9 protein-coding genes are annotated in these 17,009 nt (G+C 72.7%); 3 read left to right on the top strand and 6 right to left on the bottom strand.

Annotated elements, in window-relative coordinates:
• Nucleotides 1–18 precede the first annotated feature (18 nt).
• Nucleotides 19–3,069: a bifunctional [glutamine synthetase] adenylyltransferase/[glutamine synthetase]-adenylyl-L-tyrosine phosphorylase gene (locus V2S66_RS19580; RefSeq protein ID WP_330797157.1), complete on the top strand. Its 3,051-nt coding sequence runs from the start codon at nt 19–21 to the stop codon at nt 3,067–3,069.
• On the opposite strand, the gene V2S66_RS19575 is transcribed toward V2S66_RS19580, so the two are convergent.
• From V2S66_RS19575 to V2S66_RS19550, 6 genes are all read right to left on the bottom strand, one after another.
• Nucleotides 3,057–3,968: a phosphatase PAP2 family protein gene (locus V2S66_RS19575; RefSeq protein ID WP_330797156.1), complete on the bottom strand. Its 912-nt coding sequence runs from the start codon at nt 3,966–3,968 to the stop codon at nt 3,057–3,059. The genes V2S66_RS19580 and V2S66_RS19575 overlap by 13 nt on opposite strands.
• 37 nt (nt 3,969–4,005) lie before the next feature.
• Nucleotides 4,006–5,118: a LacI family DNA-binding transcriptional regulator gene (locus V2S66_RS19570; RefSeq protein WP_330797155.1), complete on the bottom strand. Its 1,113-nt coding sequence runs from the start codon at nt 5,116–5,118 to the stop codon at nt 4,006–4,008.
• A 34-nt stretch (nt 5,119–5,152) separates the two neighbouring features.
• Nucleotides 5,153–6,952, bottom strand: a complete 1,800-nt coding sequence (locus V2S66_RS19565) for a glycoside hydrolase family 13 protein (RefSeq protein WP_330797154.1) — start codon at nt 6,950–6,952, stop codon at nt 5,153–5,155.
• 101 nt (nt 6,953–7,053) lie between these two features.
• Entirely contained in the window at nt 7,054–7,971 is a 918-nt protein-coding gene (locus V2S66_RS19560; RefSeq protein WP_330797153.1) for a sugar ABC transporter permease, read from the bottom strand.
• 12 nt (nt 7,972–7,983) lie between these two features.
• Entirely contained in the window at nt 7,984–8,991 is a 1,008-nt protein-coding gene (locus tag V2S66_RS19555; RefSeq protein WP_330797152.1) for a carbohydrate ABC transporter permease, read from the bottom strand.
• 144 nt (nt 8,992–9,135) lie between these two features.
• Complete coding sequence (locus V2S66_RS19550) at nt 9,136–10,437, bottom strand: extracellular solute-binding protein (RefSeq protein WP_330797151.1); 1,302 nt, start codon at nt 10,435–10,437, stop codon at nt 9,136–9,138.
• Between the two features lie 318 nt (nt 10,438–10,755).
• On the opposite strand from V2S66_RS19550, the gene V2S66_RS19545 reads away from it, so the two are divergent.
• Both V2S66_RS19545 and pulA read left to right on the top strand, forming a co-directional pair.
• A complete protein-coding gene (locus V2S66_RS19545; protein WP_330797149.1) occupies nt 10,756–11,211 on the top strand; it encodes an RpnC/YadD family protein in 456 nt (151 codons plus the stop codon).
• A gap of 257 nt (nt 11,212–11,468) precedes the next feature.
• Nucleotides 11,469–16,937: a pullulanase-type alpha-1,6-glucosidase gene (gene pulA / locus V2S66_RS19540; protein ID WP_413966434.1), complete on the top strand. Its 5,469-nt coding sequence runs from the start codon at nt 11,469–11,471 to the stop codon at nt 16,935–16,937.
• Nucleotides 16,938–17,009 lie beyond the last annotated feature (72 nt).

Here is a 17,009-nt window from a genome sequence, read left to right as displayed (position 1 = left end):
TGACCCGCGGGAGGGCCGATGCAGGGGCGACGCAGCAGCACCTTCTCCCGGCTGCTGCGCCACGGCTTCACCGACCCGGGCACCGCCGAGCGGCTGCTGAACGGCGACGCGCTCAGCGCCGTGCGCAGCGACCCCGTCCTGCTGGACGCGCTGGGCGCCACCGCCGACCCCGACCAGGCGCTGCTGGGCCTGGTCCGGCTCGCCGAGGCGCTCGCCGACGGCGAGCGCCGCACCCTGCTGGACACCCTCACCGCCGCCAAACCGCTCCGCGACCGCCTGCTCGGCGTCCTCGGCGCGTCCGAGGCGCTCGGCGACCACCTGGCCCGGCACCCCGGCGACTGGCACGCCCTGGTCACGTACGAGGCCGCCGACCTGCACCCCGGCGTCGACGACTTCGAGCGCGTGCTCACCGCCGCCGCCGATCCGGACGCGCTGCGCCGCGGCTACCGCCGCTGCCTGCTCGGCATAGCGGCCCGCGACGTGTGCGGCACCGGCGACCTGGTCCGTATCGCCGCCGAACTCGCCGACCTCGCCACCGCCACGCTGCGCGCCGCCCTCGCCATGGCCGCCGCCGAGCAGCCGCAGGACGCCGCCGCCTGCCGGCTCTCCGTCATCGGCATGGGCAAGTGCGGCGGGCACGAGCTGAACTACGTCTCCGACGTCGACGTCATCTTCGTCGCGGAGCCCCCCGGCGGCGACCAGGCGCCCGCATCGCCGGCCGGCGACCCGGGCGCGCCCTTCGACGAGGGCCGGGCCGTCCAGGCCGCCACCCGGCTGGCCGCCCGCATGATGCGGATCTGCTCCGACACCACGGCCGAGGGCACCATCTGGCCTGTCGACGCCAACCTGCGCCCCGAGGGCAAGAACGGCCCGCTGGTCCGCACCCTCTCCTCGCACCTCGCCTACTACAAGCGATGGGCCAAGACCTGGGAGTTCCAGGCGCTGCTCAAGGCCCGCCCGGTGGCCGGCGACGCGGCGCTCGGCGCCGCGTACATGGACGCGATCCGCCCCATGGTGTGGCAGGCCGCCGACCGCGAGCACTTCGTCACCGACGTGCAGCAGATGCGCCGCCGCGTCGTCGACAACATCCCCGCCGCCCAGGTCGAGCGGGAGCTGAAGCTCGGGCCCGGCGGCCTGCGCGACGTCGAGTTCGCGGTGCAGCTGCTCCAGCTCGTGCACGGCCGCACCGACACCTCGCTGCGCAGCGGCACCACCCTCACCGCGCTGGCCGACCTCGCCGCCGGCGGCTACGTGGGCCGCGCCGACGCCGCCTCCCTCGACGACGCCTACCGCTTCCTGCGGCTGATGGAGCACCGCATCCAGCTGCAGAAACTGCGCCGCACCCACCTGGTCCCCGACACCGAGGCCGACCTGCGCAGGCTCGGCCGCGGCCTGGGCTTCCGCGCCGACCCGCTGGCCGGCCTGAACGGCGAGTGGAAGCGGCACGCCAGGGAGGTGCGGCGGCTCCACGAGAAGCTCTTCTACCGGCCGCTGCTCGACGCCGTCGCCCAGCTCGGCCCCGACGACACCCGGCTGCGCCCCGGCGCCGCCCGCGAGCGGCTGCAGGCACTCGGCTATGCCGACCCCGCCGCCGCGATCCGCCACCTGGAGGCGCTGGCCAGCGGCGTCAGCCGCAAGGCGGCGATCCAGCGGACGCTGCTGCCGGTGCTGCTCGCCTGGTTCGCCGACTCCGCCGACCCCGACGCCGGACTGCTCGGCTTCCGCAAGGTCTCCGACGCCCTCGGCCGCACCCCCTGGTACCTGCGGCTGCTGCGCGACGAGGGCGCCGCCGCCCAGCGGCTGGCCCGGGTGCTGTCCTCCGGCCGGCTCGCCCCCGACCTGCTGATGCGCGCCCCCGAGGCGGTCGCGCTGCTGGGCACGCCCGACGGCCTGCGGCCACCCGGGCACGCCGCGCTCGAACAGGAGGTGCTCGCCGCGGTCGGCCGCGCCGACACCCCCGAGCAGGGCGCCGCCGCGGTCCGCGGAATCCGCAGACGCGAGCTGTTCCGCACCGCCGCCGCCGACCTGATCGACACCTACGGCGACGACGTCGAGCACGACGAGCCGACCGCGCCCGCCGAGTGGGACCCGGGCGCGCTGGTCGACCGGGTCGCCGCCGCCGTCTACGGGCTGACGTCGGCGACGCTGTCCGGCGCGCTGCGGGCGGCGGTGCGCAGCGTGACCGACGGCGACGCCCAGCCGCTGCCCAGCCGCTTCGCGGTCATCGCGATGGGCCGCTTCGGCGGCCGCGAACTGGGCTACGGCTCCGACGCGGACGTGCTCTTCGTGCACGAGCCGCGGGAGGGCGTCGACCAGACCGAGGCGGCGCGCGCGGCCGGCGCGGTCGCGGACGAGCTGCGCCGCCTGCTCCAGGTGCCCACCGCCGACCCGCCGCTGATCATCGACGCCGACCTGCGCCCCGAGGGCAAGAGCGGCCCGCTGGTCCGCAGCCTCGCCTCCTACCAGGCGTACTACCGCCGGTGGTCGCTGGTGTGGGAGCGGCACGCCCTGCTGCGGGCCGCGCCGGTGGCCGGCGATCCGGGGCTCGGCGAGCGCTTCGTGGCGCTCATCGACCCCTACCGCTATCCCGAGGCCGGGCTCGACGACGAGGCGGTCCGCGAGATCCGCCGGCTCAAGGCCCGGATGGAGTCCGAGCGGATGCCGCGCGGCTCCGACCCCACCACGCACGCCAAGCTGGGCCGCGGCGGCCTGTCCGACGTGGAGTGGACCGTCCAGCTGCTGCAGCTCGAACACGCCGCGCGGCTGCCCTCGCTGCGCACCACCGGCACCCGCCGGGCGCTGGCCGCGGCGACCGCCGAGGGCCTGGTGGACGCCGCCGACGCCGCCGTGCTGGACGACGCCTGGGTGCTCGCCACCCGGGTGCGCAACGCGGTGATGCTGGTACGCGGCAGGCCGGGCGACACCTTCCCCGGTGACTCCCGCGAGCTGGCCGCGGTCGCCCGCTACCTCGGGTACCCGCCCGGCCACGTCGGGGACATGCTGGAGGACTACCGCCGCCGCACCCGGCGGGCCCGCGCGGTGGTGGAGCGGCTGTTCTACGAGGGCTGAGCGTCCGGCCGCACCCGGCTTCCGGCGGCCGGCCGGGCCGGCACCCGCGGCAGCCGGTAGACCCAGCGCCCGTACACGGCGTAGGCCACGCCGTAGCCGACCGCCAGGCACAGCGCGCCGCCGGCCGCGTCGAGCCAGAAGTGGTTGCCGGTGGAGATGATCACGGTGAGCGTGAACACCGGGTAGAGCGCGCCCACCAGCTTCGCCCACAGCGGCTTGGCGAGGGTCGCGATGGTGATCCCGCACCACAGCGACCAGCCGATGTGCATCGACGGCATCGCCGCGTACTGGTTCGACACGTGCGCCAGGCTGCCCTGGGACATGGAGCCCCAGGTGTGGTGCACCTCGACGGTGTCGACGAAGCCGCCGCCGGTCATCAGCCGCGGCGGCGCCAGCGGGAACGCCCAGAACCCCACCAGCGCCAGCCACGTGGTCAGGAAGAGCACCATCCGGGCCGGGCCGTACCGCCCGGGGTGGTACACGTACAGCCACACCAGCACACCGATGGTGATGACGAAGTGCAGGGTGGCGTAGTAGTAGTTCATGCCGACGATCAGCCAGGTCACCGAGTTCACCGAGTGATTGACCGAGTGCTCCACGGCCAGTCCCAGATGGTGCTCGAACGACCACACCCAGTCGGCGTGCCGCATCGCGAGCGTGCGCTTCTCCGGCACCGCGTTCCTGACCAGCGAGTACAGCCAGTAGCTGACGCCGATCAGCAGCACCTCGAACCACAGCCGCGGACTGCGAGGGGTGCGCAGCCGCGCGAGCAGGGTGTTCCGGGGCGCCGTACGGGCGACTCCGGTGGCTCCTGCGACGGGAATCGACACGGTGGAGCCCTGTGAGTCGGCGGTACGGCCGTTCAGCGAGTCGGCAGTCTTCGCGGTCGGTTCCCCCATAGGACACCAGTCTGCCAGATCCGACCGCCCGAGCAGGTCATACACCGGTCGAATCGGACACTCCGCGCGTCGCCCCGGACACCCCGCGCGCCGAGCCGCCCTGCGCCTGCTGCGACGGCAGGGCGCCGCCCCGGTCGGCGGGACCCGCCGCGGTCGAGCCGCGCACCACCAGCTCGGGCAGGAAGACGAACTCGCTGTGCGGCGCCGGAGTGCCGGCTATCTCCTCCAGCAGCGCGTTCACCGCGGCCTGGCTCATCGCGGCCACCGGCTGCCGGATGGTGGTCAGCGGCGGATCGGTGAAGGCGATCAGCGGCGAGTCGTCGTAGCCGACCACCGAGACGTCGTCCGGCACCGAGAGGCCCTGCTGGCGCGCCGCCCGGACGGCGCCGAGCGCCATCATGTCCGACGCGCAGACGATCGCGGTGCAGCCCGCGCCGATCAGCGCGGTCGCCGCGGCCTGACCGCCCTCCAGCGTGTACAGGGAGTGCTGGACCAGTGACCGCGCCTCCCCCTCCGGCAGCCCCAGCACGTCGCCCATGGACGCCACGAAGCCCTCGATCTTGCGCTGGACCGGCACGTAGCGCTGCTGGCCCACCGCGAGGCCGATCCTGCGGTGGCCGAGCGCCGCGAGGTGGGTGACCGCCAGCCGGACCGCGGCCCGGTCGTCGGGCGACACGAACGGCGCGTCGATCTTCTCCGAGAAGCCGTTGATCAGCACGAACGGCACGCCCTGCCCGTGCAGCCGGGCGTAGCGCTCCATGTCGGCGGTGGAGTCGGCGTGCAGCCCGGAGGCGAAGATGATGCCCGCCACCCCGCGCTCGACCAGCATCTCCACCAGCTCGTCCTCGGTGGAGCCGCCGGGCGTCTGGGTGGCCAGCACCGGGGTGTAGCCCTGCCGGGTCAGTGCCTGGCCGATGATCTGGGCGAAGGCCGGGAAGATCGGGTTCAGCAGCTCGGGCGTGATCAGGCCGACCAGGCCGGCGCTGCGCTGCCGCAGCCGGACCGGCCGCTCGTACCCGAGCAGGTCGAGTGCGGCGAGGACGGATTCGCGGGTGGCAGCGGAGACGCCCGGTTTGCCGTTGAGCACCCGGCTGACCGTCGCCTCACTGACCCCCGCCTGGGCTGCGATGTCAGCGAGCCGTGCGGTCACACCACCGGATGCTAGGGGACGGAACGCCACCACGTCAGATCGCCCACCAAATTGCCGTGTCCGCGGCGATCGTGACGCGGACGGCCGAATCGCCATCAACCGGCTGCGCGGCGCCGCCGGCCGCGCTGGACAGCAGCGGCCGGCCGGGCGCGGCCAGCTCGACCGGGGCGCCGGTCGTGTTCACCGTGCAGACGAAACCGCTTCCGGCGCCGTCCGCCGCCTCGGTGGCGTTGCCGGTCCCCGCGGCGCCTTCCGGCGCGTCGCGTCGGAAGGCCAGGACGCCCTGCGGCGCGTCCAGCCAGGTCACCGCCGCGCCCGCGCCGAGCGCCGGCAGCTCGCGGCGCAGCCGCAGCGCCGCCCGGTACAGCTCCAGCGTGGAGCCGGGGTCGCCCTGCTGCGCCTCGACGCTCAGGCCCGCCCACTCCGGCGGCTGCGGCAGCCAGCTCGGGCCGCCCGGCACCGGGCCGAAGCCGTACGGCGCCTCGGTGCCCGACCACGGGATCGGCACCCGGCAGCCGTCGCGGAAGCCGTCCTGGCCGGCGGCGCGGAAGAACGACGGGTCCTGCCGCACCTCGTCCGGCAGGTCGGTGACGTCCGGCAGGCCCAGCTCCTCGCCCTGGTAGAGGTACGCGGAGCCCGGCAGCGCCAGCATCAGCAGCGCCGCCGCGCGGGCCCGGCGCAGGCCCAGCTCGCGGTCGCCCGGCTCCCGCAGCTGGGTGCCGCCGCCCGGCGGGTTGGCGAAGCGGGTGGCGTGCCGGGTCACGTCGTGGTTCGACAGCACCCACGTCGCGGGAGCGCCCACCGCGCCCATCGCGGACAGCGACCGCTCGACCACCGCGCGCAGCTCGGCCGCGTCCCAGCCGGCCGACAGGTACTCGAAGTTGAACGCCTGGTGCAGCTCGTCGGGGCGCAGGTACAGCGCGGCGCGCTCGATCGTCGGCGTCCACGCCTCGGCGACCGCGATGCGGTCGCTGGGGGCGGCCCCCGGGCGCAGCCGCGGCGCGTACTCGTCCAGGATCTGCCGCCAGTCGCGGTAGATCTCGTGCACGCCGTCCTGGTCGAAGTACGGCATCGTCGCGGTGCCCAGCAGCGCCAGCTGCTCGGAGTGCCCGATGTCGGGCAGGCCGTCGGCCTTCACCAGGCCGTGCGCCACGTCGACCCGGAAGCCGTCGACGCCCAGGTCGAGCCAGAAGCGCAGCACCGAGCGGAACTCGTCGTGCACCGCCGGGTGCTTCCAGTTGAAGTCGGGCTGCTCCGGCGCGAACAGGTGCAGGTACCACTCGCCCGGTCTGCCGTCGCCGTCGACCGTGCGGGTCCAGGCCGGGCCACCGAAGATGGACTCCCAGTCGTTGGGCGGCAGTTCGCCGTGCGCGCCCTTGCCGGGCCGGAAGTGGAAGCGGTCCCGCAGCGGCGAGCCCGCGCCCTCGCGCAGCGCCTGCTTGAACCACTCGTGCTGGTCGGAGCAGTGGTTCGGCACCACGTCCACGATCACCCGCAGGCCCAGCGCGTGCGCCGCCCGCACCAGGTCGTCGGCGTCGTTGAGGGTGCCGAACACGGGGTCCACCGCGCGGTAGTCCGCGACGTCGTAGCCGGCGTCGGCCTGCGGCGAGGCGTAGAACGGCGACAGCCACACGGCGTCCACGCCGAGGTCCCGCAGATACGGCAGCCGGGCCGTGACGCCCGGCAGGTCGCCCATGCCGTCGCCGTTCGCGTCGGCGAAACTGCGCGGGTAGACCTGGTAGATGACCGCGTCGCGCCACCAGTCTCTGCGCTCGGCGTCGTCGGCAGCGGGAGCGGCGGCGGAGCTGGGCGCGTCGGTGAGGTGCTGGCTCATGGATTCCCTTATGGGGTGCGGGGGTGGTGGTGCCCCCGGCCGAAGGCGGTTGGCGTACGTGTGCGGGGTCCGGCGGGGCGGCCCCTGGTGTGCGGGCGGGCTCAGCCCTTGGTGCCGCCGGCCGTCAGACCGGTCACCAGGTGCTTCTGGACGAGCAGGAAGACGATCGCCGCGGGTATCGCGATGACCACGGAAGCCGCGGTCATCGCGCCCCAGTTGGCGCGCTGGTCGGAGGCGAAGGTGCGGATGCCGGCCGCCAGCGTGTAGTGGTTCTCGCTCATGAACTGGCTGGAGTAGGCCACTTCGCCCCACGCGGTGAGGAAGCTGTAGAAGGCGGTCACGGCCAGGCCGGGCCGGGCGAGCGGCAGGATCAGCCGCCAGAAGGTGCCGATCGGGGTCAGCCCGTCGACCCGGCCCGCCTCGTCGATCTCGCGCGGGATGGTGTCGAAGTAGCCCTTCAGCATCCAGGCGCAGAACGGCACCGCGATCGTGCAGTACACCAGGATCAGGCCCGCGTAGCTGTCGATCAGGCCGAGCCGGCCCAGCAGGTTGTACAGCGGCACGATCAAGACCGCGACCGGGAACATCTGGGTGAGCAGGAAGGTCCACATCAGCGGCCGGTGGCCGGGGAACCTCATCCGGGAGATCGCGTACCCGGCGCTGGAGGCGATCAGCACGCCCAGCGCGGTGGTGGCCGCGGCCACGATCACCGAGTTGAGCATCCAGTGGGGGAAGTGGCTGTGCAGCAGCACGTAGCGGTAGTTCGACAGGCCCAGGTGGTGGACCACCTCGCCGGGCTGCTGCCAGGCGGTGTCGGGGCCCAGCGAGATGAAGACGATCCACAGCACGGGGAACACCGCGACGGCGCTCGCCGCCAGCAGTGTGGCGTGCAGCGCGATCGACGCGCCGGTGCCGCGCTCGCCGCGGCCGCGGACCGTGCGGCCGGGCGCGGCGGCGGTGCGGGCGGGACGGTGCGGTGCGGGGGCGGCGGCGGAGCCGCGCTCGGTGGTGGCGCTCATGGCGGCGGGCTCCTAGTCCTGCGCGGTCTTGATCTGGCGGCGGTAGAAGGTGGAGAAGGCCACCAGGATCAGGAGGATGACGATGCCGTAGGTGGCGGCCCCCGAGTAGTCGGAGATCCCCGTGAACGCCTTCTGGTAGGCGTAGGTCACCAGGATGTCCGTGTCGCCCGTGGTGTTGTTGCCGAGCAGCAGGTAGATGATCGGGAACATGTTGAACGTCCACACGGTGCTCAGCAGGATCACCGTGCTGGTCACCGGACGCAGCCCCGGGAGCGTGACGTTGAGGAACCGCTGCAGCGGCGTCGCGCCGTCCATCTCGGCGGCCTCGTACAGCTCGCCGGGGATGGACTGGAGACCGCCGAGGATCGCGACCATCATGAACGGCACGCCGCACCAGATGTTCACCATGATGACGGCGACCTTCTGCGCGAAGGGCGTGCCCAGCCAGTCCTGGGACGGCAGGCCGACGCCGTTGATGATGTCGTTGAAGACGCCGTACTGCGAGTTGAACATCAGCCGCCAGGCGAACACGCCGATGAAGGCGGGCACCGCCCACGGCAGGATCAGCGCCAGCCGGTAGAACAGCCGGAACCGCACCGGCCGGTTGAGCAGCATCGCCATGGCGAGCCCGACGGCGTACGTGACGGCCACGCAGGAGACCGTCCACAGCACGGTCCACTCCAGCCGCGGATAGAAGTCGCCGTCCTTGCCGGAGATGATCTGCCAGTAGTTGTGCAGCCCGACGAAGTGGTAGGTCGCGCCCTGGTGGAAGGCGCCGATGTCCTTGGCGACGTTCGACTCGTTGGCGTTGGTGAACGACAGGTACAGGCCGTAGCACAGCGGGTACATCACCAGGACGCCGATCACCGCGACGACCGGGGCGACCATCGCCCACGCGTACCAGTGCCGGTCCCACGACCGCTTGAGCGCCTGCAGCGGCGTCGTCCCGCCGCGCTTGGGCGCGCGCGGCGCAGGGGCCTTCGCGCCCCGGGCGGGTTCGTCCATCGTGGCGGTGGTCATCGCTCCTCGGCTTCTCGTCAGGTCGGTGGGTCGGCAGGTCGGCAGGTCGGTACAGGGGGGACCGGACCGGCCGGCCGGGCGCGTGAGCCCCTCCCCCCGAGGGGGGCGGGGCCCCGGCCGGCCGGTCCGGAGTCGCGGCCGCCGCTACTGGACGGTGTAGCCCGGCAGGAGCTTGCCGAACTCCTTCGCGGCGGCGTCCAGGCCGGCCTGCACCGACACCTGGCCCTGGAGGATCTTGATGTACTGCTGCTGCAGCGGCGTGAACAGGCTGCCGACCTGCGGCAGCGCGACGCGCGGCCGGGCGGTGTCCATGATCGGCTTGAACCCGGCGATCTCCGGGTCCTTCAGCACGTCGGCGGTGTAGGCGGAGGTACGGGTCGGCAGCGTGCCGTTCTTCAGCGCGATCTGCTGCTGGGACGCCGAGGACGTCATGAACTGGGTGAACAGGTACGACGCGGTCAGGTTCCGGGAGCCCTGGTAGACCGCGAGGTCGTGGCCGCCGGTCGGCGCGAGCGCCTTGCCGGTGGAGCCGGCGGGCACCGGCGCGTAGCCGAGGTTGGCCTCCTTGCCCTTGAACGCCGAGCCGGTCAGGTCGTCGCTCACCGACCAGGGGCCCTGCACCAGCATCGCGACCTTGCCGGTCCTGAAGGAGGTCTGCATGTTGTCGTACGCGCTGGCGAAGTCGACCTTCAGCGACGACGTGTCGTAGATCTTCTTCGCCTCGGTGACCGCCTTGACGGCCTCCGGCGAGTTGACCGTGACCTTCTTCGCGGCCGGGTCGGCCAGGTCCGCGCCCTCACCGAAGAGCAGCGGGAAGAGGAAGTACGAGTCCGGGTTGACGTAGGTGCCCGCGACGCCCGGCACCTTCTGCTTGATCGTGGCGGAGTCCGCGATCAGCTCGTCCCACGTGGCCGGGGGCGCAGTGATCCCGGCCTTGGCGAAGATGTCCTTGTTGTAGAGCAGGCCCAGCGTGTCGGTGACCGACGGCACGCCGTAGGTCTTGCCGTCGTACTTGGTGGTGTTCATCGGCCCCGCGACGAAGTCCTGCGTGTCCGAGAGCGCGGAGGTGCCGTCCAGCGGGGCGATGTAGTGCAGCGACGCGTACTCGGGGATCAGGCCGACGTCCGTGCGGATGACGTCCGGCGCGCCCTTGCCGCTCTGCGCGGCGGCCTTGAACTTCTGCTCCACGGTCGTGAAGTCCACGTTCTGGTAGTTCACCTTGATCTTCGGGTACTTCGCCTCGAAGTCCTTGATCAGCGCCTCGTAGGCCGGGGCCTCGTTCTTCGCGTCCGAGGTGTCCCAGTACGTGATGCTGCCGGAGACCGAGGCGGGGTCCTTCGCCTTGCCGCCGTCGTTCTTGCTGCCACTGTCGTTGCTGCCGCCACAGGCGGTGGCCCCGAGAACGATGGCCGCGGCCATCGCCACGGTGGATATGCCGCGTCGCATACCTGACTCCTTGATGAGGGAAGTGCCTGATCACCCTGATCCGACAGGAGCCGGCCCCCGTCCTGGGACCGGCTCTCTCCGCTCGGGCTGGACGGGACGTTAACAGGGCTGCAACATGTTGCGAAAGCCTCCGCAAGAAACTTTCTGCAAGATCCTTCATCCGTGGCGCCGCCGTGATCCGAACGCCCGCGCGAGGCGATCTCCCCACCCCCGCCCGGCCCGCGCGCCGCACCGCGCCTCGCGTCAACTCGACGGGACGCGATCCTGGTCGTCTGCCAGGACAGGGCCACCGCCGACTGGGCGGCGGCCCGCCAGGACTTGGCGCTGGCCGCTTTCGCGGCCATGGTCTACGGCCGCAATCCGGACTCTGCCGCCATACCGGAGGCACTCGCCCGTGCCCTCGGGGCAGCGGAGCCGGCGGCGCTGTCGTACTACTCGGAAATGCTGGAGATCGGCCTGGGGGACACCCCGGCGCGAGACATGTGGAGGAAGCTGATGAAGAACGGGAGCTACTTCCCCGGTCGAGGCACTCTCGTCGAGGAGTCATTCCTCGAAGGGAAGGCGGAGGGCATGGTCGAAGGGCTGGCCGAGGGGAAGGTGGCGGGGCTTGTGGAAGCGCTGCTGCTCGTCCTGCGGCACCGGCGGATCGCCCTGTCCGACGAGGGTCGCGAGCGCCTGACCGGGTGCCACGACGTGGACACGCTGGAGGGCTGGATGGACCGGGCCTTCCACGTCACCACCGTCGAGGAGCTCTTCGCGGAGCAGCCGAGCTGAGCGACACCCGTCGGACCTGACACGCACGCGCACGCCCACCCGTATCCGCGGGTGGGCGTGCGCGTCGGCGTGCGGGGCGCGGTCGCCGGGATGGAAATGCTTTCAGACCCTTGCTGCAAGCCGTCCGGAGGGATACCGTCCCGGACAGCTTCGGCACCGACGCCGGGGCGGCTCCCGGATTCCGGCGCGTGGGCCCGGGCGCGAGGCCGTTCTCGTCCTCCCGGGACGGGGAAACACAAGGAGAACCGCCCGTGGCCCTGACGTTCAGGCTGCCCGCATTCGCGACGGCGCGCAGACGTGTGCGGCGGACCGCCGTCGCCACCGCCTTCAGCGCGGTGGTCGCGCTGGCCGTGCCGAGCGCGTACGCGCACGCCGATCCCGCGCCGCCGCGCCCCCCTTCGGACACGGCGCTCGCCGCGCAGCCGGCCCGGCACGCCGACACGCGTGAGCAGTTCTACTTCGTGATGCCGGACCGGTTCGCGAACGGGGACCCCGGCAACGACCGGGGCGGCCTGCCGGGCGGGTCGACGACCACCGGGTTCGACCCGACGGACAAGGGCTTCTACCAGGGCGGCGACCTCAAGGGCCTGACCCGGCGGCTGGACTACATCAAGGGCCTCGGCACGACGGCGATCTGGATGGCGCCGATCTTCAAGAACCGGCCGGTGCAGGGCACGGGGAAGGACGCCAGCGCCGGCTACCACGGCTACTGGATCACCGACTTCACGCAGGTCGACCCGCACTTCGGCACCAACGACGACCTGCGCACGCTGATAGCCGCCGCCCACGCCAAGGGCATGAAGATCTTCTTCGACGTCATCACCAACCACACCGCCGACGTCGTCGGCAACACCGAGAACACCTACGGCTACCTGTCCAAGGGCGCGTTCCCGTACCTGGCCGCGGACGGCACGCCGTTCGACGACGACACGTACGCCGCCGGCGGCCAGGGCTTCCCGAAGGTGACCGCCGCGTCGTTCCCGCGCACCCCGGCGGTGCCGGCGGACCAGGCGCGGGCGAAGGTCCCGGCGTGGCTCAACGACCCGACGATGTACCACAACCGGGGCGACTCGACCTTCGCCGGCGAGAGCGCCGACCAGGGGGACTTCTCCGGCCTGGACGACCTGTGGACGCAGCGGCCCGAGGTCGTGCACGGGATGGAGCGGATCTACGAGAAGTGGGTCGGGGACTTCGCGATCGACGGCTTCCGGATCGACACGGTGAAGAACGTCGACATGCCGTTCTGGACGCAGTGGGCGACCGCCCTCGACGCGTACGCGGCGCGGCACGGCCGTAAGGACTTCTTCCTCTTCGGCGAGACCTACGACGCCGACCCGGCGGTGACCTCCCCGTACGTCACGCAGGGGCGGCTGGACGCCACGCTGGACTTCCCGTTCCAGGACGCCGCACGCGCCTACGCCTCGCAGGGCGCGGCGCCGGGCCGGCTCGCGTCGGTGTACGCGCAGGACTACCGCTACACCACCGACAAGGCCAACGCGTACGAGGAGGTCACCTTCCTCGGCAACCACGACATGGGCCGCATCGGCGCCTTCCTGAAGCAGGACAACCCGCAGGCGGGCGACGCCGAGCTGCTGAAGCGGGACGAGCTGGCCGACCAGGTGATGTTCCTGGGCCGCGGCAACCCCGTGGTGTACTACGGCGACGAGCAGGGCTTCACCGGTTCCGGCGGCGACAAGGACGCCCGCCAGCCGATGTTCGCCTCGAAGGTCGCGGACTACCTCGACGACGACGAGATCGGCACCGACCGCACCGCGGCGAGCGACGCGTACGACCCGTCCCACCCGCTCTACCGGGCGATCGCCGCGCTGTCGAAGCTCACCAGGGACCACCCGGCGCTGCGCGACGGCGTGCAGACCGAGCGCTACGCCGACACCGGCTCAGGCCCCGGCGTCTACGCGTACTCGCGCACCGACGCCGCCCGGCGCGACGACTACCTGGTCGCGGTGAACAACGCCACCACCGCCCGGACGGTGACGGTGCCCACCGGCAGCACCGCGGGCGCCGCCTACCGCGGCATCTACGGAACGGACGCCGCGGTCACGGCCGGCGGCGGCGCTGCCGCCGTCACGATCACCGTGCCGCCGCTGCAGGCCGTGGTGCTGCGCGCCGCCGCGCCGCTCGCGAAGGCCGCCGCGAAGCCCGCGGTGACGCTCGGCGCGCCCGCACCCGGCGCGACCGGCACCGTCGAGGTGTCCGCGGACGTCACCGGAGGCGGGCTGAACCGCGTGGTGTTCGCCGCGCAGGTCGGCAACGCCCCCTGGAAGGTGCTGGGTTCGGCCGACCACGCCCCCTACCGGGTCACGCAGCTGCTGGACAAGGACGTGCCGGCGGGAACGGCCGTACGGTACAAGGCCGTCGCCGTCGACGACGCGGGACGCACCGCCGACGCCACCGCCACGACGGTGACCGGCGCGGTCGCCGCGCCCACGCCGCCGAGCGCGGTCAGCCGGGACTACGCGATCGTGCACTACCAGCGCGCCGACAAGGACTACGCCGACTGGAGCCTGTACGCCTGGGGCGACCTCGCCGACGGCGAGGCGACCACTTGGCCGGCCGGCCACCCCTTCACCGGCCAGGACGCCTACGGCGCCTTCGCCTACGTCAGGCTCAAGCCGGGCGCGAGCAGCGTCGGCTTCGTCGTGGTGGACAAGGACGGCGTGAAGGACACCGACGGCGACCGGACCGTCGACCTGGCCACGACCGGCGAGGTGTGGGTCAGGCAGGGCAGCCCGGACGTGTCGACGACCGCCCCGGCCGGCGCGTACCCGCCGCAGGACACCACGAAGGCGGTGATCCACTACCACCGGGCGGACGGCGACTACACCGGCTGGGGCCTGCACGACTGGACCGGCGCGGCGAACCCGACGGACTGGACGGCCCCGCTGCGGCCGGCCCGGATCGACTCCTACGGCGCGGTGTTCGAGGTGCCGCTCGCGGCGGGGGCGACCTCGCTGAGCTACATCATCCACAACGGCGACACCAAGGACCTGCCGAGCGACCAGTCCCTCGACCTCGCCTCCTCGGGCCACGAGGTGTGGCTGCTCGGCGGCGCCCCCGCCTACCTGCTGCCGCAGCCCAAGGGGTCGAGTGCCGACCTGGACCTCGGCCGGTCCGAGGCGCAGTGGATCGACGCCGGCACCGTCGCCTGGCAGACCGACGCGCCGTCCCTGTCCCAGCAGTTGGTCTACGCGCCGGACGGCGGGATCACGCTGGAGGACGGCGCCCTGTCCAGTGAGGGCCGCTGGCTGCGGCTGAACCGGGTGCCGACCGGCCTGACCGCCGCGCAGCTCGCCGAGTTCCCGCAGCTGAAGGGGTACGCGGCCTTCAGCGTCGACCCGCGCGACCGCGGCAGGATCACCGAGGCGCTGCGCGGCCAGCTCATCGCCACCCAGCGGGCCGGCAACGGCGCCCTGCTGGCCGCCACGGGCGTGCAGACGCAGGGCGTGCTCGACGACCTCTACGCCGCCAAGGCCCGGCAGGCCGTCCTCGGGCCGGTGTTCGACCGGCACGGCACACCGGCCCTGTCGGTCTGGGCGCCCACCGCGCACAAGGTCGCGGTGGAGATCGGCGGCCGGACCGTGCCGATGCGGCAGGACCCGGCCAGCGGCGTCTGGTCGGTGCGCGGCGAGCGGTCCTGGACCGGCAGGGCGTACCGCTACGACGTCACCGTGTGGGCGCCCAGCGTGCGCAGACTCGTGGTCAACGAGGTCACCGACCCGTACTCGGTGGCGCTGACCGCCGACTCGAAGCAGAGCCTGCTGGTGGACCTGGACGACCCCGGGCTCGCGCCCAGGGGGTGGGCGCGGCAGAAGAAGCCCGCCGCCGTGCCGATGAGCCGCGCGCAGATCCAGGAGCTGCACATCCGGGACTTCTCGGTCGCCGACACCACGGTGCCGGCGAAGGACCGCGGGAAGTACACCGCCTTCACCGACGCCGGCTCGGCCGGGATGACCCATCTGAAGGCGCTGGCGAAGGCGGGCATCACCCACGTCCACCTGCTGCCCGCCTTCGACTTCGCGACGGTGCCCGAGAAGGCCGCCGACCGGACCGAGCCGGACTGCGACCTGGCCTCGTACGGGCCGGCCGGCGAGCAGCAGCAGGCGTGCGTCACCGCCCAGCAGGCCACCGACGCGTACAACTGGGGCTACGACCCGCTGCACTACACGGTGCCGGAGGGCTCCTACGCCACCGACCCTGACGGTCCGTTACGCACCGTGCAGTTCCGGCAGATGGTGCAGGGCCTCAACGACGCCGGGCTGCGGGTCGTGATGGACGTGGCCTACAACCACACCTCCGCGGCCGGGCAGGCCGACACCTCGGTGCTCGACAAGATCGTGCCCGGCTACTACCAGCGGCTGATGCCCGACGGCTCGGTGGCGAACTCCACCTGCTGCGCCGACACCGCGCCCGAGAACGCCATGATGGGCAAGCTCGTCGTCGACTCGATCGTCACCTGGGCGAAGGAGTACAAGGTCGACGGCTTCCGCTTCGACCTCATGGGCCACCACCCCAAGGCGAACATCCTCGCCGTCCGCAAGGCGCTCGACGCGCTGACGCCCGCGAAGGACGGCGTCGACGGAAAGAGCGTCATCCTCTACGGCGAGGGCTGGAACTTCGGCGAGGTCGCCAACAACGCCCGCTTCGTGCAGGCCACCCAGGCGAACATGGCCGGCACCGGCATCGCCACCTTCTCCGACCGGGCCCGCGACGCGGTGCGCGGCGGCAGTCCCTTCGACGCCGACCCCGGTGTCCAGGGCTTCGCCTCCGGTCTCTTCACCGACCCCAACTCCTCGACCGACCAGGGCAGTCCGGCCGAACAGAAGGCCCGGCTGCTGCACTACCAGGACCTCATCCAGGTCGGACTGACCGGCAACCTGAAGGAGTTCGCGTTCACCGACTCCGCCGGCCGGCAGACCACCGGCGGGGAGATCGACTACAACGGCGCACCGGCCGGGTACGCCGACGCGCCGGGCGACGCGCTCGCCTACGTCGACGCCCACGACAACGAGACCCTCTACGACGCCCTCGCCTACAAGCTCCCGGCCGGCACGTCCGCCGCCGACCGGGCCCGTATGCAGGTGCTCGCCGAGGCCACCTCGGCGCTGTCCCAGGGTCCCGCGCTCTACCAGGCGGGCTCCGACCTGCTGCGGTCGAAGTCGCTCGACCGCAACTCCTTCGACTCGGGGGACTGGTTCAACGCCATCCACTGGAGCTGCCAGGACGGCGCGGGCACCGCGGGCAGCGGCAACGGATTCGGGCGCGGCCTTCCGCCGGCCGCCGACAACCAGGCAAAGTGGCCCTACGCCACACCCCTGTTGACGAATCCCGACGTCAGCCAGGACTGCGCGGGCAGCGCCGCGGCCTCGGCCGCGTACCAGGACCTGCTGCGGGTCCGCACAGCGGAGCCGGCCTTCCACCTCGCCACCGCGGCGCAGGTGCGGCAGCAGGTGTCCTTCCCGCTGTCCGGCGCGGACGAGACGCCCGGCGTGATCACCATGAAGGCCGGCGGCCTCGTCGTGGTGTTCAACGCCACCCCGCAGCAGCGGTCCCAGCGGGTCGGCGCGCTCGCCGGCACGCGCTACGTCCTGCACCCGATCCAGGCCGCCGGCGCCGACCAGGTCGTGAAGACCTCGTCCTACGCGCCCGCGACCGGCACCTTCACCGTGCCCGCACGCACGGTGGCGGTGTTCACGACGGCCGGCTGACACCGGCCGCCCGCGCGGCGGGCCGTCCGGGGCCTGACCCCCGGGCGGCCCGCCGTGGCACGTCCGCGCCGC

The organism is Actinacidiphila polyblastidii (assembly GCF_036353415.1).
Classification (GTDB): domain Bacteria; phylum Actinomycetota; class Actinomycetes; order Streptomycetales; family Streptomycetaceae; genus Actinacidiphila; species Actinacidiphila polyblastidii.
This window is presented reverse-complemented; position numbering and strand designations above follow the sequence as displayed.

Bases quoted from the DNA above. Each gene is read 5' to 3' on its own strand.
- V2S66_RS19550 (WP_330797151.1), bottom strand. From the start codon at position 10,437: ATGCGACGCGGCATATCCACCGTGGCGATGGCCGCGGCCATCGTTCTC.
- V2S66_RS19580 (WP_330797157.1), top strand. From the start codon at position 19: ATGCAGGGGCGACGCAGCAGCACCTTCTCCCGGCTGCTGCGCCACGGC.
- V2S66_RS19565 (WP_330797154.1), bottom strand. From the start codon at position 6,952: ATGAGCCAGCACCTCACCGACGCGCCCAGCTCCGCCGCCGCTCCCGCT.
- V2S66_RS19560 (WP_330797153.1), bottom strand. From the start codon at position 7,971: ATGAGCGCCACCACCGAGCGCGGCTCCGCCGCCGCCCCCGCACCGCAC.
- V2S66_RS19575 (WP_330797156.1), bottom strand. From the start codon at position 3,968: ATGGGGGAACCGACCGCGAAGACTGCCGACTCGCTGAACGGCCGTACC.
- V2S66_RS19555 (WP_330797152.1), bottom strand. From the start codon at position 8,991: ATGACCACCGCCACGATGGACGAACCCGCCCGGGGCGCGAAGGCCCCT.